At 64.0% G+C, this 22,160-nt stretch carries 21 protein-coding genes; 8 read left to right on the top strand and 13 right to left on the bottom strand.

Annotated features, from left to right (window positions below; genetic code table 11):
* Positions 1–41: 41 nt before the first annotated feature.
* The 5 genes from acnA to ACSFDB_RS00405 form a co-directional block, all read right to left on the bottom strand.
* A complete protein-coding gene (gene acnA / locus ACSFDB_RS00425) occupies positions 42–2,768 on the bottom strand; it encodes an aconitate hydratase AcnA (RefSeq protein ID WP_440769095.1) in 2,727 nt (908 codons plus the stop codon).
* A 195-nt stretch (positions 2,769–2,963) separates the two neighbouring features.
* The gene (locus ACSFDB_RS00420; RefSeq protein WP_440769094.1) at positions 2,964–3,503 is read right to left on the bottom strand and encodes a dihydrofolate reductase; all 540 of its coding nucleotides are present in this window, start codon (positions 3,501–3,503) and stop codon (positions 2,964–2,966) included.
* Positions 3,500–4,516 (bottom strand): thymidylate synthase, encoded by a 1,017-nt coding sequence (gene thyA, locus ACSFDB_RS00415; RefSeq protein WP_440769093.1) that lies wholly within the window; start codon positions 4,514–4,516, stop codon positions 3,500–3,502. The genes ACSFDB_RS00420 and thyA overlap by 4 nt, the downstream gene beginning before the upstream one ends.
* Positions 4,517–4,564: 48 nt before the next feature.
* Positions 4,565–4,924: a PIN domain-containing protein gene (locus ACSFDB_RS00410; protein ID WP_440770160.1), complete on the bottom strand. Its 360-nt coding sequence runs from the start codon at positions 4,922–4,924 to the stop codon at positions 4,565–4,567.
* A 29-nt stretch (positions 4,925–4,953) separates the two neighbouring features.
* Positions 4,954–5,199, bottom strand: a complete 246-nt coding sequence (locus ACSFDB_RS00405) for an antitoxin VapB family protein (RefSeq protein ID WP_440769092.1) — start codon at positions 5,197–5,199, stop codon at positions 4,954–4,956.
* 129 nt (positions 5,200–5,328) lie between these two features.
* Between ACSFDB_RS00405 and ACSFDB_RS00400 the strand changes: the two genes are divergently transcribed.
* The 4 genes from ACSFDB_RS00400 (at position 5,329) to purD (ending at position 11,598) form a co-directional block, all read left to right on the top strand.
* Positions 5,329–6,942 carry a ribonuclease H-like domain-containing protein gene (locus ACSFDB_RS00400; RefSeq protein ID WP_440769091.1) on the top strand — a complete coding sequence of 538 codons (1,614 nt, stop codon included), beginning with the start codon at positions 5,329–5,331 and terminating at the stop codon, positions 6,940–6,942.
* A gap of 3 nt (positions 6,943–6,945) precedes the next feature.
* Positions 6,946–9,732 carry a DEAD/DEAH box helicase gene (locus tag ACSFDB_RS00395; RefSeq protein WP_440769090.1) on the top strand — a complete coding sequence of 929 codons (2,787 nt, stop codon included), beginning with the start codon at positions 6,946–6,948 and terminating at the stop codon, positions 9,730–9,732.
* Between the two features lie 78 nt (positions 9,733–9,810).
* Positions 9,811–10,230 (top strand): universal stress protein, encoded by a 420-nt coding sequence (locus ACSFDB_RS00390; protein ID WP_440769089.1) that lies wholly within the window; start codon positions 9,811–9,813, stop codon positions 10,228–10,230.
* A 75-nt stretch (positions 10,231–10,305) separates the two neighbouring features.
* Positions 10,306–11,598, top strand: coding sequence for a phosphoribosylamine--glycine ligase (gene purD / locus ACSFDB_RS00385; protein WP_440769088.1), 1,293 nt, complete (start codon positions 10,306–10,308; stop codon positions 11,596–11,598).
* Positions 11,599–11,639: 41 nt separating this feature from the next.
* On the opposite strand, the gene ACSFDB_RS00380 is transcribed toward purD, so the two are convergent.
* The 6 genes from ACSFDB_RS00380 to ACSFDB_RS00355 form a co-directional block, all read right to left on the bottom strand.
* Positions 11,640–12,011, bottom strand: coding sequence for a hypothetical protein (locus ACSFDB_RS00380; protein ID WP_440769087.1), 372 nt, complete (start codon positions 12,009–12,011; stop codon positions 11,640–11,642).
* A gap of 78 nt (positions 12,012–12,089) precedes the next feature.
* Positions 12,090–13,385 (bottom strand): MgtC/SapB family protein, encoded by a 1,296-nt coding sequence (locus ACSFDB_RS00375; protein WP_440769086.1) that lies wholly within the window; start codon positions 13,383–13,385, stop codon positions 12,090–12,092.
* 147 nt (positions 13,386–13,532) lie between these two features.
* Positions 13,533–13,751, bottom strand: coding sequence for a hypothetical protein (locus ACSFDB_RS00370; RefSeq protein WP_440769085.1), 219 nt, complete (start codon positions 13,749–13,751; stop codon positions 13,533–13,535).
* Positions 13,752–13,808: 57 nt separating this feature from the next.
* Positions 13,809–14,084 (bottom strand): PadR family transcriptional regulator, encoded by a 276-nt coding sequence (locus ACSFDB_RS00365; protein WP_076578009.1) that lies wholly within the window; start codon positions 14,082–14,084, stop codon positions 13,809–13,811.
* A gap of 454 nt (positions 14,085–14,538) precedes the next feature.
* On the bottom strand, positions 14,539–14,685 hold the full coding sequence (locus ACSFDB_RS00360; RefSeq protein ID WP_440765222.1) for a DUF8555 family protein: 147 nt from the start codon (positions 14,683–14,685) through the stop codon (positions 14,539–14,541).
* Between the two features lie 566 nt (positions 14,686–15,251).
* The gene (locus tag ACSFDB_RS00355) at positions 15,252–16,052 is read right to left on the bottom strand and encodes a hypothetical protein (RefSeq protein ID WP_440769084.1); all 801 of its coding nucleotides are present in this window, start codon (positions 16,050–16,052) and stop codon (positions 15,252–15,254) included.
* 288 nt (positions 16,053–16,340) lie between these two features.
* Between ACSFDB_RS00355 and ACSFDB_RS00350 the strand changes: the two genes are divergently transcribed.
* From ACSFDB_RS00350 to ACSFDB_RS00340, 3 genes are all read left to right on the top strand, one after another.
* Positions 16,341–17,351, top strand: coding sequence for a lysylphosphatidylglycerol synthase transmembrane domain-containing protein (locus ACSFDB_RS00350; RefSeq protein ID WP_440769083.1), 1,011 nt, complete (start codon positions 16,341–16,343; stop codon positions 17,349–17,351).
* A 110-nt stretch (positions 17,352–17,461) separates the two neighbouring features.
* Positions 17,462–18,187 carry a DUF7117 family protein gene (locus tag ACSFDB_RS00345; protein ID WP_440769082.1) on the top strand — a complete coding sequence of 242 codons (726 nt, stop codon included), beginning with the start codon at positions 17,462–17,464 and terminating at the stop codon, positions 18,185–18,187.
* Between the two features lie 5 nt (positions 18,188–18,192).
* Entirely contained in the window at positions 18,193–18,705 is a 513-nt protein-coding gene (locus ACSFDB_RS00340) for a hypothetical protein (RefSeq protein ID WP_440769081.1), read from the top strand.
* 27 nt (positions 18,706–18,732) lie between these two features.
* Here ACSFDB_RS00340 and ACSFDB_RS00335 read toward each other — a convergent pair whose 3' ends face one another.
* The gene (locus ACSFDB_RS00335; RefSeq protein ID WP_440769080.1) at positions 18,733–19,626 is read right to left on the bottom strand and encodes a bifunctional methylenetetrahydrofolate dehydrogenase/methenyltetrahydrofolate cyclohydrolase; all 894 of its coding nucleotides are present in this window, start codon (positions 19,624–19,626) and stop codon (positions 18,733–18,735) included.
* A 121-nt stretch (positions 19,627–19,747) separates the two neighbouring features.
* Positions 19,748–20,560, bottom strand: a complete 813-nt coding sequence (locus ACSFDB_RS00330) for an alpha/beta fold hydrolase (RefSeq protein ID WP_440769079.1) — start codon at positions 20,558–20,560, stop codon at positions 19,748–19,750.
* A 147-nt stretch (positions 20,561–20,707) separates the two neighbouring features.
* Here ACSFDB_RS00330 and ACSFDB_RS00325 point away from each other — a divergent pair, with 147 nt between their 5' ends.
* Positions 20,708–22,156 (top strand): APC family permease, encoded by a 1,449-nt coding sequence (locus ACSFDB_RS00325; RefSeq protein WP_440769078.1) that lies wholly within the window; start codon positions 20,708–20,710, stop codon positions 22,154–22,156.
* Positions 22,157–22,160: the final 4 nt, after the last annotated feature.

The following is a 22,160-nucleotide window of genomic DNA, read 5'->3' as shown; positions in this document are numbered from 1 at the left end:
GGCAGCAAAACGAACCGAAAACGCCGAGCGGCGACCGGCCCTTACTCCGTCAGCATGCGGCGGAGCACGAGGTGGAGCACGCCGCCGTTCTCGACGTACTTGACGGCCGCGGGCGTGCCGACCTGTGCGGTGACGTCGAACTCGGTCGTCTCGCCGTCGTCGTCCTCGGCGACGACGGTGAGTTCGGCGTTCGGCTCGAGGCCGTCGTCGAGTCCCTTGATGTCGAAGTACTCGGAGCCGTCGAGGCCGAGTTCTTCCCAGCCCTCGCCGTCCTCGAACTGCAGGGGCAGGACGCCCATGCCGAGGAGGTTGTCGCGGTAGATCCGCTCGTAGCTCTGACCGATGGTCGCGCGGATGCCGAGCAGGTCGGTCCCTTTCGCGGCCCAATCGCGACTCGAGCCGGTCCCGAGCTCTTCGCCGGCCATGACGATGAGCGGCGTGTCATCGTCACGGTAGCGTTCGGAGGCGTCGAAGACCGTCGTTTCCTCACCTGTTGGGTGGTGAATCGTGTAGCCACCCTCCTTCCCGTCCAGCAGCTGGTTCTCGATGCGGACGTTCGCGAACGTGCCGCGCATCATGACCTCGTGGTTCCCGCGGCGGGAGCCGTAGGTGTTGAACTCGTACGGTTCGACGCCGCGCTCGGAGAGCCATTGACCGGCCGGCAGATCCTCGCTGAACGGTCCAGCCGGGCTGATGTGGTCGGTCGTAACCGTGTCGCCGAGCGTGAGCAGGCAGCGGGCGTCCGCGATGTCTTCGACGCCCGGTTCCTCGAGCGGGAAGTCCTGGAAGAACGGCGGTTCGCGGATGTAGGTCGACTCCGAATCCCACTCGTAGACGTCGCCGGTGGGTGCGTCGAGCGCTTCCCAGCGGTCGTCGCCTTCGAAGACGCTCGCGTACTTGTCCTTGAACAGTTCGGCGGAGACGTTCTCGTGAATCGTCTCTTTGACCTCCTGTGGGTCCGGCCAGATGTCCTCGAGGAAGATTTCCTCGCCGTCATCGTTTGTGCCGATCGGTTCGTTCTCGAGGTCGATGTCCATCTTGCCCGCGAGACCGTACGCGACGACCAGCGGGGGGCTGGCGAGGTAGTTCGCGCGGATCTTCGGGTGGATACGCGCCTCGAAGTTGCGGTTGCCCGAGAGGACGCTGGTCGTCCAGAGGTCGTGTTCGTCGATAGCAGCCTCGATCGGTTCGGCGAGCGGACCGGCGTTACCGATACAGGTCGTACAGCCGTAGCCGACGACGTGGTAGCCGAGGCCCTCGAGGTCGTCGAGCAGGTCGGCCTGTTTGAGGTACTCGGTGACGACCTTGCTGCCGGGTGCGAGGCTGGTCTTGACGTAGTCGGGAACGTCGAGTCCCTGCTCGAGCGCGTTGCGTGCGAGCAGGCCCGCGGCGACCATCACGGACGGGTTCGAGGTGTTCGTACAGGAGGTGATCGCGCTGACGAGGACGCTCCCGTGGCCGATCTCGACCTCGGTGCCGTCCTCGAGCGTGACGGGGATCTTCTCGTCGAGTCCGGGCTGCTCCTTGGCGACGAGTCCGCCGTCGCTCTCTGCGGCTCCGGAGTCGATGACGCCCTCTTCGGCGAGCAGCGTCGGGAAGTGCTCGTCCAGATCGCCCATCGGAATGCGGGCGTGGGGCTTCTTGTGACCCGCGAGGCTGGGTTCGACGGTGCCGAGATCGAACTCGACCGTTTCGGTGAACTCCGGGTCGTGGTCGCCGAACAGGCCCTGCGCTTCCAAGTACTCCCGGACGAGTTCGATGTGGTCCTCGTCGCGACCGGTCAGCTCGAGGTAGTCGAGCGTCGCGTCGTCGACGGGGAACATCGAGATCGTACAGCCGTGTTCGGGCGACATGTTCGAAATGGTCGCGCGGTCCGCGACCGAGAGCTGCGAGACCCCGTCGCCGTAGAACTCGACGAATTTGTCGACGACGCCGACCTGCCGGAGCTTCTCCGTGATGTGGAGCACGAGGTCCGTCGCGGTTGCGCCCTCAGGGAGTTCGCCCGTGAGTTCGACGCCGACGACCTCGGGGAGGGTCATCGTGATCGGCTGGCCCAGAAGGGCGGCTTCGGCCTCGATTCCGCCAACGCCCCAGCCGACGACGCCGATGCCGTTGATCATCGGCGTGTGGCTGTCCGTGCCGACGAGGGTGTCGGGCAGGAGCCACTGCTCGCCGTCTTGCTCGCGGGCGTGGACAACGCGACCGAGGTGCTCTAAGTTGACCTGATGGACGATCCCGGTTCCCGGCGGGACGACGTTGAAGTCCTCGAACGCCTGTTCGGCCCACTTGATCGCACGATATCGCTCCTCGTTTCGCTCGTACTCGAGTTCGACGTTCTGTTCGTAGGCGTCCTCGCTGCCGAAATAGTCGACCTGGACGCTGTGGTCGATCACGAGGTCACAGGGGACTTCGGGTTCGACGATCGAGGGGTCCTTGTCCGCACGATCCGCGGCCGATCGGAGCGCCGCGAGATCGACGACCGCCGGAACGCCGGTCAGGTCCTGAAGAACCACGCGGGACGGCTGGAAGGGGACTTCGACATCCGGGACGTCCGGCTCCCAGGAGGCCGCGTTTTTGACGTCCTGCGCGGAGATCATGTCGCCATCCGCGTTTCGGAGGACCGCCTCGAGCAGCACGCGGATGCTCACCGGTAGTTTCTCGAGGTCACAGAGGCCCTGCTCCTCGAGTACCGTGAGATCTGCCATCTTGTACGTCTCGCCATCGTGTTCTAACTCCCGGATTGCGTCCGAGAACTCATCAGTTGCCATAGGAGGACTTCGGACCGGGGGGTTTTGAATCTCCCGAGAATCCGCTGTAACACATACTAATACCCCCGTATTTGACGGTATTGGTGTGTGGTTGTATTCTTAATATTCTTTTATGGCCCTGAAACCGATCGCCCGATCGGAGCGAAGAACTCGGACGAGTGCCCCGACCGTCCAGCGTCGACGCAGGACGCGGTGTCACTCACGACGGACGTACTCGAGGAACGCGAACCCGTCGCGTTCGTCTCGAGAGACGGGCTCGAACGCGTCTCGATCCCAGTCGGGAAACCGCGTGTCGCCGTCGGGGTCGTCGTGCACTTCGGTCACGACCAACCGATCCAGCGCGGGGAGGAACTGCTCGTAGACGGTCGCGCCGCCGGCGACGAAGAGTCGATCGGCGTCGTCGTGGTGTTCGCGCGCGGCAGCGTCGGCTTTTTCGAGGGCTTCCTCGAGACCCCTTGCGACCACGGCGTTCTCGGGCGTCTCGAGATCGCGACTCGTCAGCACAATCGTCGTCCGGCCCGGTAAGGGTTCGCCGAGGGTCTCGAGGATGCCCTCGTAGGTCACCCGACCCATGATAATCGGATGATCCATCGTCGTCTCCTTGAAGTGCTGGAGATCCGCGGGGATGTGCCAGGGCATATCGCCGTCCTTCCCGATGACGCCGTTTTCGGCGACCGCGACGATGCCGACGAGTTCGCGGCCGGTCTCCAGAGTGGGGGATTCGGGGTCGCTCATTCGGCGACCGCGAACTCGAGTCCGTCGTATGACTCGTAGCCCTCGAGCTGGACGTCCTCGTAGCGCAGGTCGTCGATCGAGGTCTCCGCGACCTCGAGCGTCGGTCGTTCGAGCGGCTCTCGAGAGAGTTGCTCGAGCAGGCCGGGAACGTGGTCGAGGCGTTCATCGCCGTCGGCTTCGGCGGGCGCTTCGGACTCGAGCCACTCCCGAACCGCGAGGTAGTCCTCGCGGTCGTCGACGTTGACCAGCCGGGACTGGAGCGCCTCGAGGTTGTCGGCGTACCACTCCCCGCGCGCGCCGCGGCCGCAGTAGACGTGGGCGTCGACGACGGTGTGAGCGAACGTCCCCGGTTCGAAACCGGTCTGCTGGGCCACGACCTTCGTCAGCAGCGCGTAGGCCGCGATGTTGAACGGGACGCCGAGCGCGATGTCGCCCGAGCGTTGCGTAAGGTGGCAGTTCAACTGGTCACCCTGCACGTTGAAGACGAACGAGTAGTGACACGGCGGTAGCGTCGAAACGGCCGCGTTGGCCGGATGCCAGGCGTTGACCACGAGTCGGCGCGAGTTCGGCGAATCCGAGAGCGTGTCGACGATGTACTGCAACTGGTCGAACGTCCGCCGACCGTCGTCCTCCTCGGTGACCCACTGGTGGCTCTCATCGGGCCACGTCTCGCCCTCGAGTTGCGCTCCCTGTTCGGGAACCGGATACCGTCGCCAGAAGCGGCCGTACGCGGTGTCGAGTTTCCCCTCCTCGTCGGCCCACGCGTCCCAGATCTTGGTCTCCTCGCGGAGGGTTCGGATGTGCTCCTCGCCGGAGAGATACCAGCAGACCTCGTGGAGCATCGAGTTCCAACGGTAGCCGTCCATCTGTTTGGTCGTCAAGAGGGGGTACCCCTCCTGCAGATCGACCTCGTAGTGCTCGCTGAACGATGAAATCGTGTCGACGCCGGTCCGGTTGGGCTTGTACGCGCCCCCGCTGAGAGCCGACTCGACGAGATCGAGGTATTGTTGCATTGTGGCCCCGTTTCGCGTGCTCTTCCTTTAGCGTTGAGTTTTATCCATTCAGTACGACTCGACATCGAGACCGTCGATTCGTCCGAAGTGATCGACGTTCCGCGTGAGGATTGGCTCTTCGTGAACGAGCGCCGTTGCACCGATGATTGTATCAGCGATCCCAATCGCCTTCCCGTCTGAAGTAAGCCGGCCATCGATTCGTCCAGCCTTCTTCATCACAGTGCCATCAGCAGGATACGCTGGCTTCGTCTCGAGTACGTTTTCGATACGTCGACGCCGCGTCCCGGAACTATCGACACGTTCGACGCTGTGATACAATTCGAATTGTGATACCGCTGAGATACGAAGCGGGACGTGCTGATCCTCGAGTTCGCGTATCTTTCGCGTCGCTCCGTCGTTGTCCTGCATCACGTCGATGAGAACGTCTGTGTCGACGATCACGAGTCCATTCGGTCAGTGAGTCGGTCTAGCTCGTCGCGCGATCGGTCCTCCTGCTCACGAATCGCTTCGCGCATCTCTTCGGCTTCGCCATCGGAAATGATCCCCGCAAGATCGAGCAACGACCGTTCGCCAGCGATCCGCTCGACGGTATCGGAGAACGATTCACCTGCCTGTTTACGACTTTTGAGTCGCTGATACGCGTCCTCGGTAAGCCGAACGTTCCGATACTCCGTGTCGCCCATGCACACACATGTGTGCAGAATCTGCTTAATTGTTGTGGTGGTTGACTGTCGATTCCTCAGTCCACAGCCGATTTCACTTTCACTCCGCTGTCCAAACCCTCTTTATTACGCCGCGCGTTCCGACGAGCGATGACCGCTCGAGACGGCGTTACCCTCCTCGCCCTCCCGCCCTCGGCGATCGCCGACCGACCCGTCGCGACGCTCGAGGATCTCGACGCCACGCTCGCACCCGACGCCGTCTGGGTACTCGGCCCGTCTCGAGAACCGCAGGCGTTCGCCCGGGCTCGTAGCGCGTTCGACGCGCCGGCGTTTCACCCGCCGCTCGAGACCAGTGGTGACGGCCCGCTGCATCGGCAGGCGATCGCCGGTGGCGACCTCGAGCTTGCCGTGAGTGCAGGAATGAGGGCCCTCAGTGCGAATTCGGACGAGATCTCGAGCACGCTCGCTGAACAGCCCACTATCGCCGCGCTCGTCTGCGACGACGTGACGACGACCGTGCGTCCGACGGCCCTCGAGACGACCCTCGAGGGCGCGGACACGCTCGCCAGCGCGCTTCCGACTGGACGAGTCACGACCGTGCTGACGGGCAGCGAACCGGCGGGATACGACGAGTTGTGGCACCTCGAGGCGGAGACGGGCGCGGTCCGCGGCGTCGACCACGATTTGATCGGGAGTCTCGAGCCGCTCGACGAGCACTGCGTCTCCGTCCGCGTGCAGGGAGCCGGTCCCGTCGAGGGCTACAACCGACGGCAGTCGATCGCGAGCCTGACGCTCACGGTCGACGGGGTCGCAGGTCTCGAGACGCACAAGATCACTGACTTCGGCCTCGAGGCCGTCTCCGGAATCGGACCGAAAACGGCCGAACGACTCGCCGAACGCGGGGTGATGACCCGCACGGAACTCCTCGAGATCCCCGTTCAGACGCTGGCCGATCTCCCGGGCGTGGGCCAGACGGGAGCGCGGACGATGCACCGGCACGCGACGGTCCTCGAGACGGGCGAGCCACGACGGCTCACGAACGAGTCCCTACCCGGCGAGAACTGGCACACGCCGCCGCTCTGCGTCGACATCGAGACCGACGGCCTCTCGCCGACGATCATCTGGCAGGTCGGCGTCTACGATCCCGCGACGGACGAGTACCGCACGTTCGTCGAGCGCGACGATCCGTCGGATCCTGGGTCGGTGCTCGAGGCCTTTTGCGACTGGCTGCTGGGCGTCCACCCCAACCGTGCCCTGCTCACGTGGAACGGCTGGCGGTTCGACTACCGGCACCTCGGCGCTTTCATCGCCCGGCACGTTCCTTACTACGTCGACGAATGGGAGTCGATCCCCAAGTTCGATCTCTACCTCTGGGCCGTCGGCAACAACAACGCGCTCCTGCCCGGGCGGACGAACAAACTCGAGGCCGTTTCGGACGCGCTCGGCTACGAAGCCGCTGGTACCGGCCTCGACGGAGCCCAGACTGCTGCCGCGTACCAGCGCTTCATGCGAACGGGTGAACCACTCGAGTGGGCTCGCCACGAAGCCTACTGCGAGGACGATTGCCGAGCACTGTGGCACGTCTACGAGCGACTGCTGGATGCGGCGCAGGCCGAATCCCAGTCGGCCTCGGTCTCGAACGGCGGGGACTCGAGTCGGACGGAGACAGACGGCTCCAGCGCTGGTTCGACGGATCGAACGCCGAACTCGCAACCCTCGAGCGACGCGAATGGCGGCGAACAGACCGGACTGAGTGATTTCTAACCCATGAGCGACCAAGACCACGACGAACAGGCGGCCGTTCCAGTTACCGGCGACGAACTGGTCGACACCTTCCCCGGCTATCGGAACCCCGAGGATATTTCGCTACTCGAGCGGCCCGGTCGGCCCGCATCGACCGTTCCGAGCGCGAACGTCCTCCGACCCGAACTCGCGGGACCGCTCGAGCACGACCTCTACACCCATCAGGCCGACGCGCTCGAGGCGCTCGCACGCGACGAGCACGTCTGCGTCGCGACGAGTACCTCCTCCGGAAAGACCCGCGTCTACGCGCTCCAGATCGCACGGAACTACCTCGAGGCGCGGGCTCGAGGCGAGGAGTCGACCGCGTACCTACTCTATCCCACCAAAGCACTCTCCCGGGATCAGGAACGGAGTCTGAACGATCTCTTCGACGAACTGGGCCTCGAGATCACGGTCCGGGTCTACGACGGCGACACCGAACGCGGCCAGAATCGCAAGCGAATTCGCGAGGAGGCCGACGTCATCATCACGAACTTCGCGGGCGTGAACACGTACCTGCACGACCACGACCGCTGGGCGCGATTCCTCTCCTCCTGTAACCTCGTGGTGATCGACGAGTCCCACACCTACACCGGCGTCCACGGCATGCACGTCGCCTGGATCGTCCGGCGGCTGAAGCGCGTCCTTTCGTACTACGACGCCGATCCCCAATACGTCCTCACGAGTGCGACGATCGGCAATCCCGGGGAGCACTCCGCGGCGCTGATCGACGAACCCGCCACCGTGGTCGACGAGGACGGCTCCCCGGCGGGCCCGCGGGATCTGGTGCTCTGGAATCCGCCGGTACGGACACGCGAGGACGAGCGAAGCGAGTCCTCGGAGACGCGAACGGGAGCGACGCGAGCCGAGCGACACGTGAGCCGCGAGGACGACTCGAGCGACGACCGAGACGAGTGGCGCGACGAGGACGCGGACGACGAAAAGGAAGCTGAGGATTCCGTCCTCGAGCGCGTTCCCGCCACCGTCGAGGCCCCGCGGCTGCTCTCACATCTGACCTATCAGGACGCCCAGACGCTGCTGTTTACTCCTTCAAGGAAACTCGCCGAACTCTCGGTCAAGCGCGCGTCGAAACATCGCGACGACAATCACTACTACACGAACCCCGACCGCGGCAGCGCCATCGAGCCCTACCACGCCGGCCATTCGCGAACAAAACGTCACGGCACCGAACACCAGCTCAAAACGGGAATTCTGGACGGCGTCGCCTCGACGAACGCCCTCGAACTGGGGATCGACATCGGCGCGATGGACGCGACGGTCCAGCTCGGTTACCCCGGCCAGCGCCAGTCGTTCTGGCAGCAGATCGGTCGGGCGGGCCGAGGCGCGAGGCGGGCGCTCTCGGTGCTCGTCGCCGAACACCGCACGCTCGACCAGTACGTCGTGAACAATCCGGACTACCTGCTCGAGAACGACGTCGAGGACGCCGTCGTGGACATCGACAACGACGCCGTTTTCGCTCAGCACCTGCGCTGTGCGGCCGACGAACTCGCGCTCGACGAGTCGGACGCCGGCGAGTTCGCCGAGCGCGAGCGTCTCGAGCGCGCCGTCGAGATGTGGCGGCGCGCGGGACAGTTGACGGGAGCGCTCGAGACCGGCGTCTCCTACGTTGGGCCGCCGCGACCCCAGCAGTCCATCTCGCTGTACGCGACTGCCGGTGAGGAGTACGAAGTGGTACTCGCCGACGGCGTCGATGATCACCACGACCCGGAGATGGAACCGCTTGCGAGAGAACGGGTCCTCCGGGACTTCCACGAGGGCGCAGTGCGGCTTCATCAGGGCCAGCAGTACGAAATTATCGAGGTCGACCACGGCTCGCCGCGGCCCTCGGTCACGCTCCGGCCGACAAACGCAGAGTACTACACGCGCACGCGAACCGACGTGACCGTCCTCGACGCGATCTCGGAGGAGTCCCGCGAGATCGGCGAGTTCACGCTGCACTTCGGGCGCGGCCGGGTGCTCGTCTATCACGGCACCTACGACAAGGTCGCGATCCACGGCGGGAAAAAGCGGGAACAGGGGGTCCCGACCGACAACCCGCCGCTGTCGATGGAGACGCAACTGTGCTGGCTCGAGGTGCCCCAGGCCGTCGAAGACGCGCTTATCGAAAAGTATCGAGAGTTCTCGGTGCCGGAACTCGAGGACGGCCTCGCAGGGACGGCCCACCTCGGTTACGCGGGCGGGCTCCACGCCGCCGAGCACGCGACGATCGGCGTAGCCCCGCTCGAGTTGATGGTCGACAAGCGCGACCTCGGTGGACTGGCAACGCTGACGATCGACTCACACCTGGATCAGGAGGCGGCCGTCGCTGACGAGACGGATGCGGGGACGGGGCCGGGGGTCGGAGCCAGCACTGCAGCAGGCGGGGACGACGCACCGCAGAACATCGCCGCCGCCGAGGCAACGGTGCGGGAGATCGCGATGGATCTCGAGCGAACCCCCGCCAGCGGCTGGTTCATCTACGATGGCATCGAGGGCGGGCTGGGCTTCGCGCGAGCGATCTACGAGAACTACGAGGCTGTCGCAACACGGGCTCGAGACCTCATCGCGGACTGCGACTGCGGGAACGTCGGCGGCTGTCCGGCCTGCGTGATGGACGAGCAGTGTGGCAACGACAATCAGCCGCTGCACCGCGAGGCCGCGGTGGACCTACTGGACCAGTTGCTCGGGAACGAGGATGTGGACGCACTCGAGGCGTATCTTCCCGACGAGGAGTACGGTGGCGACCGGCGGCCGCCGCTGTTCTACGCCTGACCGGGGCGCACTCACCAGTTGCCTGTCACCAGCCACTGCAACGCGTACGGCCTTGCCGATCCTGTCGCTAGAGAACGTATGTCCACTCACGTTCTCGTTCCGTACGACGACTCGGAGTTTGCCCGCGCCGCACTCGAGTACGCGCTGACCGAGTACGCTGCGGGAGCGATCACGGTCCTCTACCTGGTCGAACCGGCTGACGGCTACGGCGGGACGAACACGGCGGTCGTCGCCGACGACGAATCGGAGAACACGACCTCCGGCGGGGACGATGACTCGGTTCTCGTACGGGCACGAAAACGAGCGATCGAACAGGACCGAGAGCTGTCGACGGCGAAAGCAACCGGCGATCCGCCGCAGGCAGTCCACCAGTACGCCGCCGAACACGACATCGACCTCATCGTCGTCGGCGACCGAAACGGCGCGAGCCAGCTATTCGAGCGCCCCCTCGCAGACGACGTCGTCCGCGATTCACCCGTTCCGGTGACCGTCGTCTAAGATATACACGGGTGTGGATACAATTCGCTCGTAGAAAGAGCAACGCTTACAGGTTCGTGCGTTCCGCTATCGACCATGCGAGAGCACGTGCTCCTGATCGGCGGCGGTGGCCGCGAACACGCTATCGCTCGCGCGCTCGAGGACAGCGAGGCTGACCTCTACGCCTGCGCGGGGAACCGAAACCCGGGGATCGCTCGGATCGCGACCGAGTTCGAGACGCTCGAGACGACCAACCCCAAGGCGGTCGTCGAGTACGCCGAGGACGTCGATGCGACGATCGCCGTCATCGGTCCCGAGGCACCGCTCGAGGCCGGCGTCGCGGACGAACTCGAGGCGGCGGGGATCTACCCGTTCGGCCCGAAGGAGGAAGACGCCCGGATCGAGACGGACAAGGCCTTCCAGCGCCGGTTCATGGAAGAACACGGTATTCCGGGCTGTCCCGACTTCGAGACCTTCGACGATATGGAGGCCGCGTGTGACTTCATCGACGACTACGACGGCGATCTGGTTATCAAACCAGCCGGTCTCACGGGCGGGAAAGGCGTGAAGGTCATCGGCGATCAGGTTACGCCCGAGGAGGGCAAAGCGTACATCCGGGATTCAGATTACGACCGGATCGTCTTAGAGGAGCGACTGATCGGCGAGGAGATCACCGTTCAGGCGCTCGTCGCCAACGGGGCCTTCGAGACCGCGCCCGCGGTGCAGGATCACAAACGCGCTTACGAGGGCGACGAGGGACCGAACACGGGCGGGATGGGGAGCTACTCCGACGCGACGAACGAGTTGCCCTTCATGACCGAAGCGGACTACGAGGAGGCCGTTTCGATCATCGAAGCGACCGTCGACGCCCTCGACGACTATCGCGGAATTCTGTACGGTCAGTTCATGCTCACGAGCGAGGGCCCGAAGGTCATCGAGTTCAACGCCCGCTTTGGCGACCCCGAGGCGATGAACACGCTGCCCGTCCTCGAGACGGAGTTCCTCGACGTGCTGACGGCCGCTCGAGACGGTGAGGCCCCGCCCGAACTCGAGTTTGCCTCCCAGGCCACTGTCTGTAAGTACGCGGTGCCAGAAGGGTATCCGACGGATCCCGAGGCGGGTGCGAAAGTGCAGGTCGATGAAGAGAGTGCCGGAGACGCCTTGCTCTACTACGCCAGCGTGGACGAGCGTGACGACGGCATCTACACGACGACGTCGCGCTCGTTCGCCGTCGTCGGTCTCGCGGACTCGATCACCGAGGCCGAAGAAATCGCGGAGGACGCCCTCGCGGTTGCCGGCGACGAGGGCCTGCACATGCGCCACGACATCGGCAAACCGGACCTCGTCCAGCGGCGAATCGATCACATGAACGAACTCCGCGGAGACTAACTCGATCGATCGGCGCCGGCGTTTCGTCGGGAGGGGGCGTCCTACGTCGCGCCCGGCCCCTGTTCGTACTCGTCGTCGAACTCGTCCGTCTCCTCGATCGACGACTCGACGTCCGACTGGACGTTGCCGATGTCGACGTTCGATCGCAGCTGTTCCCGATCGATCGCCTCGTCGATGGTTCCGACGTTCGTGACGGCTTGCAGCCCGTTCTGGTCGATCGCCGCCTCGAGCGACTCGGCGTCGATAGCCGCGCCGAGCGAGTCCTCGTCTGCCTCCGTCGCCGCCTGCAGGGCGCGCCGAACGACGACGTAGCCGATCAGGACGGCTCCGCCCGAGGCGACCGCTCCGGGAACGCCGTAGCGTTTGTAGCCGAACGACACCGCCTTTTTGCCGACCGAGAGTGCTCCGAGCATCGTACCACGCGTTCACACGGGAGCGAGAAGAGGCCGGGGCTTTCGTACGACGACCGGGAGCAAAGCGGGACTCGAGCCCTATATGACGACGATAACCGACGCCAACGCGCCACCGAGCAGGAGCAGTCCGCTGTAGGCTGCGACCTGTTTTCGAAAGTCGTGGTTCGACGACGTCGACGCGAGCAGCGTTTTGACCAAGATACTCGAGACCGTCGCGAGCAGGATCGCGATCGTCGCCTCCGCTGCGCCCAGTTGCCCGCCGCGGTAGAGGACGACGGCCGAGGTGGTCGCGCCCGCGCTCGAGACGAAGCCGCTCGCGACGGCGGTTGCGTAGAAGCCGAGCGTGCCGAACCAAGTCTCGGCGAGCGATCCGAAGACGAGCACGACGAGGAAGACCGCCCCGAACGCGAGCGCGTTCTTCATCGAGAACGGGCTCTCGAGTTCGATCGGCCCGGATTCGCGCCAGTCAGCGGTCGTGGCCGCGATGGCGAACGCGATCACGATGACCGCCCCGAGCGGGATGATCGCCTCGAGAAGGACGGCGGTGTCGCTGCCAACCGTAAAGCCCACCGCGATGGCGAGGTTGCGCGCGGCCATCGCCGCGTTCGCGAGGAGGATCGCGGCGACGGCGTACGACGCCGCTTCGGGGCGCTGACGGACGTGATCGAGCATCGTCCCGACGACGGCCGTCGAGGAGGCCAGCCCGCCGAAGAAGCCGGTCACCGCGATCCCCCGGCCGCCGTAGGTCGAGACGATCGCGTAGTTGACGATCCCGATTCCGGCGACGGCGACGACCATCAGCCAGATCACCTGTGGCTCGAGCGGGATGACGATTCCGGCGACCTCGGGATTCCACTCGGCGGGCAACAGCGGGTAGACGACGAACGCGAGGATGGCGAACTCGGTCGTCGAGCGCATCTCCTCGCGGGAGAGCCCCCACGCGAACTCGTGGAGTTCGCGCTTGAGGACGAGCAGCAGCGACGAGAGCACGGCGACCGTGACGCCCTCGAGGATGAAGCCGGCGGCGACCAGCGCGCCGATTCCGTAGGCGACGAGCATCGACACCGACGTCGTCAGCGAGAGCCCGGTTTCGCCATCGTCGTCCAACAGCCCCTGGACGGCCAGCAACACGCCCTGAACGATGACGAGAATGCCGCCGAGCACGAGCAGTCCTTCGCCGATATCGGTCTCGGACGCCAGCAGAGTGAAGACGGCCCCGAGGAGACTGATCAACGAGAACGTCCGGATGCCGGCCGACTTTTGGGACCACTCGCGCTCGAGGCCGAGAAACATTCCGAGCGCTCCGGCGAGGGCGAGCCGGACGACGGTCTCGTCCAGCGGCGCGTCCGCGAGCTGCAACGTAACCTCGTTCACTCCCGAACGTTCACCACGAGCACACATAAGCGGCCTGCCGGAGTCGTCGGCGCGGGCGGCTCTCGCTGAAAATCGACGGCAGCGATGGTGACGGTCGCTCGTCGGCGTCGCACTGTGCCAGCGATCACGTGCAGGACCGCTCGAGGGCTACACAGACTCCTCGCGCAGTCGTCGCCCGTCTCGCGGACAGTACTCGAACGACGGGTCCGTGGTTCGGAACGAACACGCCGGACACCGTTTCGCCGTCCGCTGGCGGCTTCGTTCGTCCGTTCCGTTCGACCGGCCCCACCCGAAGACGAACGGAACGAACGGGAGGAACAGAAAGAACAGAACTGTCTCGAAGTACACCCAGGCAGCGACGCTCACTACCAGTCCGCACAGCAGTCCGACGACCGCGGTGATCGTCCGTGACCGAACCACGGCCTAGAGTTCGACGTACTGTCCTTCCCAGTCGCGGCGGGCCTCGAGTTCGCGTCGGCCGCGACGCGTGAGCGTGTAGAAGTTAGTCCGGCGGTCGCGTCGCCCCTTCTCGACGAGCCCTTTGTCGACGAGCGTATCGAGGTTCGGGTAGAGTCGGCCGTGGTGGATCTCCTTCTCGTAGTACTGCTCGAGTTCCTCTTTGATTGCCAGTCCGTGGGGTTCCTCCTCGCCGGCGATAACGTACAGCAGGTCACGCTGGAATCCTGTCAGGTCGTACATTGGGAAAGTACCAATTGCACTTACTGTCGAATTTTAATAAGGCTATCGGGTTGTTTCGATCGAAACCGGGATATTACCGTCGAGAATCGATTTCTGGAGCAAAACCGAATGATAACGTCCATGATGAGTTTTCGGATGGAGTTAGGTAACGCGCGGTTCATGTTTACAGTCCAGCCAAATAAGTTCGGTATTATTATAATAGTGGGACGCGAAGGCCGCCGCTCGAACTCTCTGGATTCGCCAACGAACGTGGCTGGCGCTGTTCGGTTCGTAGTTTTCGAAACAGGAAAGCAAATCGCGTGGCGGAAAAATGCCACGCGATCGCTTGCCGCCCTGAATTGGTCCCCGCTGACGCTTCGGCCCTCCAAGCGAAGCGTCAGGTGAACGATTTTGCCGAGTATACTTAAAGGTAACGACACCGACCGGACTGGTGATACGTCCGTTCTCCGGACAGTCAGATGTGTTCTTCCTCGAGCACCCAGCCGATCGCGCGTTTGTAGTAGGTAAACATCTCTCTGACGCCGTCGTGGCGCATCTCCTCGCTCTCGAGGTGCTCGGTGAGGAACTCGTACTGCTCGCGGATCTCTTCTTCGTCTCGCATGGGTGGTCAGTACGCGTGCGGAACGGAAAAAAGGTCGCCGTGATCGGGCTTGCTGGGCCGGAATCCACCGGCAGTCGTTCGACGACGGTTCGACAGCTGTCGCCGGTGACGAGCATCGTTCGTTCGAGACGGGGAGTAACAGCGGGTGTCGAAGGACCAACACCGGATTAGGATCGTTCCTCGAGACTGTTCCCGTCGCTTTCAGCGTGAAGCCGCCGGTTTCGATCCGGTAACAGTTGTACAAACGGTTTACGGGAACGGTTCCACGCAGGGTGGCCCACGACGGATACTGTCCGCTATAAGTCATTTTCGGCGGGACCGAAACCCATCCAACGGCCCCGCCGGCAAATCGGTACAGCAAACCGTATGACGCCCCGAACGTCGGGAGGCTCACTTACGTCTCGACCCCTAAAGTCTGTTTCGAGGAGCCCTTCCGACAGCAGCCGCTGGCCGGTTTGTCGTGCGAAAAAATCAGTGGGATGCGGCAGCCGATTAGTCGATCGGCCGCCTGAATTCGCGTGTTTCCGCGACGTGTACTCGGGTGTCGACGGCGTTCTCGACCAGAGTCAGTTGTCTTCGTCGTCCCCGTTCTCGTCGTCTCCGTTGTCGTCCGTCAGGTCGTCTTCTTCGTCATCGTCTTCGTCGTCATCAGCCTCGTCCTCACCGAGCGTCAGCGTCAGTTCCTCGTCGTCGCCGTCGATCTCGACGTCGTCCTCGGCTTCCTCGCCGTCGTGTTCGGCGGTGACCGTGTACTCGCCATCCTCGAGGTCGTCGAACTCGACTTCCCCGTTTTCGTCGGTCTCCTCCTCGAGCGGGAAGTCGTGTTCCTCGTCATCGTCCATCAGGTCGTCGTCTTCTTCGTCTTCTTCGTCGTCTTCGTCGTCGAGTCCGTTCTCGTCTTCGTCTTCATCTTCGTCGTCGAGGCCGTTCTCGTCATCCTCGTCGTCGTCCTGGATGGATGCGTCGGTTTCGGCTTCGTCGTTCTCGTCGTTCTCGTCGTCCTCGTCGTCGTCCATCAGGTCGTCGTCTTCCTCGTCTTCCTCGTCGTCTTCGTCGTCCAGGAGGTCGTCGTCGGCCTCGTCGAGTTCGACGGTCGCACCTTCGGCGGGCTCGCCGTCCTGATCTTCGACGGTGACTGTCAGCGTGTAGGTCTCGTCGTCGTCTTCTTCTTCGTCTTCCTCATCCTCCATTGGATCCTCTTCTTCGTCTTCCGGCTCTTCTTCATCAGGATCCTCTTCGTCCATCCCCGGATCTTCTTCTTCCTCATCGTCACCGGGACCCTCGTCGGCACAGCCGGCGAGGACGAGTGCACTTGCGGTACCTGCTGCGGCAACGAACTTACGTCGGTTCAGTTCTGAATCGGACATATCTCTGGATAGGACCTTTCCGTTGGTTTCAGTGCGGCCTGCAACTGCCGCCCGTTAATGACGTGTTGAACGTAACCACAGAACGTGTGACCGTCATCGAGCGAGAATCGTTCGGCGAGTAACTCCGGCTGGACCGGTGAAATAGTCGGTCGAGAGACACCGTTTGCGAGCCCTCCGTTCGTGGACTGACGTCGGAGCCGTCTATCGATTGGGCGTCGATCGAGAACGTATATTACGAGCGCCGACGGATTCATAACATAGTTGTAGGGTCAGTGCAATGTTCGGGTCGTGAAGCGCCGGATCGCCCTCGGTTTCGTGTTCGCCGTCGCCCTCCTCGCCCTCCTCGTTCGCGCCGTCGGTAGTCAGGACATCGTCGCGGAACTGTCGACGGCCAACATTCGGTTGCTGGGTCTGGGGGCTCTCTCCGGACTGCTCGCACTGACCTTTCGCGGCCTGGTCTGGGGGCGGTTCGTCTCGCTGGTAGACGACACGATGCCCCGCAGTCGGATCGCCGGGATCTTCTTGACGGCGATGTTCGTCAAGTACGCGACGCCGTACGGCCAGCTCGCGACGGAGCCGTTCGTGGCCTATCTGGTCTCGCGCGACGGTGAGATGGCCTACGAAGACGGACTCGCGAGCATCATCTCCGCCGACCTACTGAACTACATCCCCTACTACACGTTCGGCTTTCTGGCGCTCGGGATGATCGCCACCGGTGGTGCAATCGGTACCGGAATGAGCACTCAGCTCGCCGCGTTCGGTGTTCTGTTCGTCGTCGTCGCCTCGCTCGTATTCGTCGGTGTCCGTCGACCGATCGTCGTCTACAGGCTCGTTCTCGGGATTGCCGAAGTCGGTCGCCGTATCGTCGGCCGATTTACCGACCGGTTCGATCAACAGCTCTCCGCCGGTGCCGTTCGGTCGCGACTGGACGGGTTCTATACGACGGTCGAGACGATAACCGCGGACAAACGGACCCTCGTAATCGCGTCCGTCTACGCCCATCTCGGCATGGCCTTCCTGATGCTCCCGGTGTACATCGGCGCCATCGCGCTGGGCTATCACCTCACCCTTCCCGTCGTTGCTATCGTCGTCGCGCTCGGGAAACTCGGATCGGTCGTCCCCTCCCCCGGCGGAACCGGCGGTGTCGAAGCGGTCGTGACGGCCGGACTCACCACGCTTGGCTCGCTCGAGCCAGCCGCTGCCCTGACGGTCGCGCTCATCTATCGGCTCAGTACGTACTGGCTCACGATCGGGATCGGCGGCATCTCCGCGGCCGGATTGTTCGTCAGGAAGCCGTAGTGCCCTCGAGAGCGGTGCTCGACTCGGTCCGTCGGACACACACCAGCGCGCTGCAAGTCCGAGCGCTCGACTCCGGTGTGGTTTTTGGTGTCCTGTCCGTACGGTCACGCATGAAAATACGGGGTGAGCGAGAGTGTACGGAGTGTGGGACCCGCTGGTCGTACTACGAGACGGGCAGCGTCGGCTGTCCGGCCTGTGGCAGCCTCCGCAGCGTCGGCGTCGACGACCGAACCGAACACACCGATATGCCGGTGGCGTTCGACCTCACGGCGGTCCGCAACGCCATCGACGAAGTCTCGAACGACGACCTCGCGGATCGCGCCCGCGACGCGTGCCGCGAGTATATCCGCCGCCGCGGATTCGTCAACGCCGGCGACCTCCGCGACCTCGACGACAGCTACCTGGCTGCCGGCGAACTGCTCCACGTGGCCGATATCGTCGCCCGGGATATGCGTCTCGAGGAGCGCGAGGAACTCTACTTTCTCTCCCTGCTTCGCGACGCTGACACTGGTGAACGGCTGCCCGCAGCGGAGGTTCCGCACTCCCTTCGTGCAGCCCGCGGACTCGCGTACGCGAACGCCGTCCGCGACTACCGGCGCGACGTTCGAACCTGGGTCGAGGACCGCGAGCTGACGACCGCCGAGCGCACCGCCCTCGAGACGCTCGGCGAACACGTCACTCGAATTCGGATGCTCGAGGGCGACATCGACCCTCGGACGGCCGACCGTCTGGTCGAGGCGACTCGCGACCTCGCGAACGGGTTGCGCGGCGATGAGGTGGCGTTTTCGCAGGCACAGGACCGACTGGAGGCGCTCGAGTTCGATGGGAGTAGCTGATCGGCGTGGGGGTCGAGCGTGGACTGAGCGGAACGGAGTCGACGTTCGAAGAGCATCAGTCGCTCCCCTCCTGGCTCGGACCGGCGCTGGTCGCGCTCTCAGTACCGGCGCTCGTGGTCGCCCTCGTCGCGGTCCTCGAGGCCGGGGGGCCGACGCTTCGGGGGGCCGGGCTCGTCGTCGTGATCGTGGTGGCCGTCCTGGGACCGATTCCGCTGATTCTTCGATCGACGCTCCGAACGACGGTCCGCGACGACGGCGTGTACTTCCGGTTTAGTCCGTTCCACTGGTCGGAGCGCTACATTTCGTTCGAGGAGATCGAAGCCGTCCGGCGGAGCGAGCGTCGCGCCTATCAGTACGGGCTCCGGCGGACGCGGTGGGGCTGGGAGTATCGACCGAACGCGAGCGACGGCGTCGAAATACACCGGACGAACGGCCCGGCGATCTTTCTCGGATCGGAACGGCCACACGAACTCCGGCAAGCGATCGAAGAAGGGGTGCGGCGAACTCGACACGGGTAAGAGAAGCCGAGTCGAATAGACCGTGTCTCAGGGCAACTCGACGTCGACGTCCGCCTGCTGGCTCGCCGCCTCGACCGTATTATAGAGTAACATCGCACGCGTCATGGGGCCGACGCCGCCGGGAACGGGCGTGATCGCGCTGGCCTGTTCTTTCGCGCTCTCGAACTCGACGTCGCCGACGAGTTCGTACCCCTTCTCGGTGTCGGCATCGACGCGATTGACACCGACGTCGATCACGACGCCCCCCTCGCCGACCATCGAGCCGTCGATCAGTTCGGGAACCCCGGCCGCGGCGACGACGACGTCCGCGTTGCGGGTCTTCTCGCCGAGGTTTTCGGTCCGGGAGTGACAGACTGTCACCGTCGCGTTGCCGTCGTCGGCTTTCTGGATCAACAGATTCGCCAGCGGCTTGCCGACGATGTCCGACCGGCCGACGATCGTCACGTCCTTCCCTTCGGTCTCGACGCCGGCGCTCTCGAGCAGTTTCTGGACGCCGTGGGGCGTACAGGGTCGGAATCGAGCGTCGCCGGCGACGACGCGACCGACGTTCTCGGGGTGAAAGCCGTCGACGTCCTTCGCGGGATCGACGCGACGGATGACCTCGCGGTAGTCGACGTGATCCGGAACGGGCGCCTGCACAATGTAGCCGTGAACCTCCGGATCGTCGTTGAGATCGGCGATCGTCTCGTACAGCTCTTCGGGGGGCGCGTCCCCGTCGACATCGACGTGGATGCTCTCGATGCCGACCTCCTCGCAGTCGCGCTGTTTCATGTTCACGTAGGTCTGACTGGCCGGGTCGTCGCCCATCAGGACGGTCGCCAGCCCCGGCCGTGCGCCCGCGTCGGCGAGCGTTTCGATTGCGTCCGTCAGATCGTCACGAATCTGGCTCGCGACCGCGTTGCCGTCGATGATCTCCGTCATTGTTCGAGTGGGCGACCGCGAGGCTAATCAACCCTCGGGTTCGTGCTCAGAATCAGTATCACAACAGTTCAAATACGCACGGAGGTGTATACTATTCGCGTGAACGTGTGTGGGTTTCTGCTCAGAACCGTTCCTCGAGGAACGATCGAATCGCTTCGTTGACCGGCTCCGGCCGCTCGAGGTTCGACGTGTGGCCCGCGTCAGGAATCCGTTCCATGCTGGCGTCCGGAAGCTCCTCGAGCATCGGTTCCGCCCGCGAGGGATCGATCGAGGGATCCTCCTCGCCGTGGACGATGAGGACTGGGACGTCGATCGCAGAGAGCCGGTCTGTGACGTCGGGTCGCTCGAGCCAGGAGTGGAGTTCGTTGTACACGGCCGCGCCGGGATAGGTCGCCCAGCGATCGACCCACTCGTCGACGAGTGCTGGATTCTCCCCGCGGGTCGTCTCCCCGAAAAGGTAGCCGGTGACCCCCTCCGCAAGCGACCGCGGGGTGGAATCGGTCGAGCCCTCGAGCGGGTCGACGAGTTGGCCGTACGTCTGCTGTTCTTCGGCCTCGTGCGGTGCCGCCATCGAGTCGATCAGAATTAGCCCGTCGACGCGTTCGGGGTAGGCGAGCGCGAACCGTAGCGCCATGAAGCCACCCATGGACATCCCACCGATGACGGCGCTCTCTTCCCCAATTCCGTCCAGCAGTGCGTCACAGTCTTCAACCAGGTCGCCGAGGTCGTACCCCGGTGCGTATCGGTCCGTCCGCGCGCGCAAATCGTACGCGATCGCCCGGTAGTCGGGAGCGAGCGCCTCGAGTTGCGGCCGGAACATCGTTCGATCCATCAACGTCCCATGAGCGAAGACGACCGGCCGTCCGTCGCCGCGCTCGGTCGTGACGGCGTCGGTTCTAGTTCGATACATCGCCGTCGCTTCTGTGTCCACCATGAGACACGGTGTCGCGGAACGACCACAAAAAGGTACGCGAACCGGAGAGTCGATAATCTCGATCGCCGACTCGAGCCGCCCGAACGTGTTTCCCTAGAAATAAGTATTTTAAAGAACCCTTGGGTGTCATACTCTGACGGACTATCGATGTCGGGAGACGAATTCAAGCTGATTAACGAGAAGGTTGGACCGATTGCTGCGGTTGCACTGCTCATCGGGACGGCGGTGGGGATGAGCATTTTCATCGTGCCGACTCAAATGGCAGTCGTTGCCGGACCGAGTATCATCGTCGCGATTTTGTTATCCATCATCCCGATGGTGTTGGGCATCCTGTTGCTGTTACAACTCGGGGGCGCGATTCCAGTCGCCGGCGGGGCGTACGTCTACGCATCGCGACTCGTCGGGCCGTACTGGGGGTTCTTGGGGGTTGCGGTGCCGGTGATGTCCGTCTGGGCGTACCTCCTGTTCGCCGCGCTCGGCTTTGCCGAGTACGTCCCCGTCTTTGCCGACTTGCCCACGCTGCTCTCGGTCTACCTCCTGCTCGGAGCGTTTCTGGTATTCAACTACGTCGGCGTTCGGCTCGCTGCGAACGTTCAGATCGTCCTCGTCTGCCTGTTGATGGCGGCGATGCTGACGTTTATCGCCGGCGGATTCACCTCGTTCGACGCGTCGAACTTCGATCCGCTGTTCCCGTCGGGCGAGGGTGAACCCTACGCCGACGGCTACGCACCGTTCTTCCTCGCCGCCGTCACTCTGTACATTCCGTTCCAAGGCTTTGCGATGATCATCGAGATCGGCGAGGAACTCGAGAACCCGGCGAAGAACATCCCGCGCGTGCTCGCGGCCGGGATGACGCTCGTCGCCATCCTCACAATCGGCATCATCGTGGCGCTGATCGGTGCGGTGCCGTGGCAGGAGATCGTCGGCGACGACGGCGAAGCCGTCGAAGGCGGTCTCGCAGCCGTCGCGGAAGGGATCATGCCCGGCTGGGCGATCGCGTTCGTCGCGTTCGGCGCACTCGTCGCCGCCGCGACGACGACGAACACGCTGTACACGTCCTACTCGCGAACGATCATGCGCGCGGCGCGAGACGACGTTATCCCCAACTTCTTCGCGGGGATCGACGACCGATTCGGCACGCCGAATCGCGCGCTGTTGTTGCTCGCCCTGCCGCCACTGCTGGTCGCGCCACTGACCGGTCCCCTCGGTGGGATACTCACGGTCGACGTGCTCGACTGGCTCGTGACGATCACCGTCACCGGCATCTTCATCAGCTTCATGATCAGCGGCGTCGCCCTGTGGAACCTCCCGAAGATCTTCCCGGATCGGTACGAGTACTCGTTCTACAAGCTTCCGATGCCGCTGCTGAAGGTCGTTGCCGTGGGGAACGTCATCGTCTCGGCGATCTTCATGGTGTTCGTCGCACTCGGTGCGCCGAGCGCACTCGCGGTTCAGTTCGGCTGGATCGCGCTGGTCTCGCTGCTGTACGTCTACCGCGTCCGCACGTACGACAAGGACGGCGAGGACCTCCGCGACAAGATGGCGCTGTTGCACAAACACGAGTCGATCGGCGGCGATTCGGACGGCGACGACTAACGCG

This window comes from Natronorubrum amylolyticum, from assembly GCF_052040145.1.
In the GTDB taxonomy this organism is placed as follows: domain Archaea; phylum Halobacteriota; class Halobacteria; order Halobacteriales; family Natrialbaceae; genus Natronorubrum.
This window is presented reverse-complemented; position numbering and strand designations above follow the sequence as displayed.

Bases quoted from the DNA above. Each gene is read 5' to 3' on its own strand.
- ACSFDB_RS00410 (WP_440770160.1), bottom strand. From the start codon at position 4,924: ATGCAGGACAACGACGGAGCGACGCGAAAGATACGCGAACTCGAGGAT.
- ACSFDB_RS00365 (WP_076578009.1), bottom strand. From the start codon at position 14,084: ATGTACGACCTGACAGGATTCCAGCGTGACCTGCTGTACGTTATCGCC.
- ACSFDB_RS00360 (WP_440765222.1), bottom strand. From the start codon at position 14,685: ATGCGAGACGAAGAAGAGATCCGCGAGCAGTACGAGTTCCTCACCGAG.
- ACSFDB_RS00335 (WP_440769080.1), bottom strand. From the start codon at position 19,626: ATGACGGAGATCATCGACGGCAACGCGGTCGCGAGCCAGATTCGTGAC.
- purD (WP_440769088.1), top strand. From the start codon at position 10,306: ATGCGAGAGCACGTGCTCCTGATCGGCGGCGGTGGCCGCGAACACGCT.
- acnA (WP_440769095.1), bottom strand. From the start codon at position 2,768: ATGGCAACTGATGAGTTCTCGGACGCAATCCGGGAGTTAGAACACGAT.
- ACSFDB_RS00330 (WP_440769079.1), bottom strand. From the start codon at position 20,560: ATGGTGGACACAGAAGCGACGGCGATGTATCGAACTAGAACCGACGCC.
- ACSFDB_RS00345 (WP_440769082.1), top strand. From the start codon at position 17,462: ATGAAAATACGGGGTGAGCGAGAGTGTACGGAGTGTGGGACCCGCTGG.
- thyA (WP_440769093.1), bottom strand. From the start codon at position 4,516: ATGCAACAATACCTCGATCTCGTCGAGTCGGCTCTCAGCGGGGGCGCG.
- ACSFDB_RS00380 (WP_440769087.1), bottom strand. From the start codon at position 12,011: ATGCTCGGAGCACTCTCGGTCGGCAAAAAGGCGGTGTCGTTCGGCTAC.
- ACSFDB_RS00355 (WP_440769084.1), bottom strand. From the start codon at position 16,052: ATGTCCGATTCAGAACTGAACCGACGTAAGTTCGTTGCCGCAGCAGGT.
- ACSFDB_RS00395 (WP_440769090.1), top strand. From the start codon at position 6,946: ATGAGCGACCAAGACCACGACGAACAGGCGGCCGTTCCAGTTACCGGC.
- ACSFDB_RS00390 (WP_440769089.1), top strand. From the start codon at position 9,811: ATGTCCACTCACGTTCTCGTTCCGTACGACGACTCGGAGTTTGCCCGC.
- ACSFDB_RS00405 (WP_440769092.1), bottom strand. From the start codon at position 5,199: ATGGGCGACACGGAGTATCGGAACGTTCGGCTTACCGAGGACGCGTAT.
- ACSFDB_RS00420 (WP_440769094.1), bottom strand. From the start codon at position 3,503: ATGAGCGACCCCGAATCCCCCACTCTGGAGACCGGCCGCGAACTCGTC.
- ACSFDB_RS00325 (WP_440769078.1), top strand. From the start codon at position 20,708: ATGTCGGGAGACGAATTCAAGCTGATTAACGAGAAGGTTGGACCGATT.
- ACSFDB_RS00400 (WP_440769091.1), top strand. From the start codon at position 5,329: ATGACCGCTCGAGACGGCGTTACCCTCCTCGCCCTCCCGCCCTCGGCG.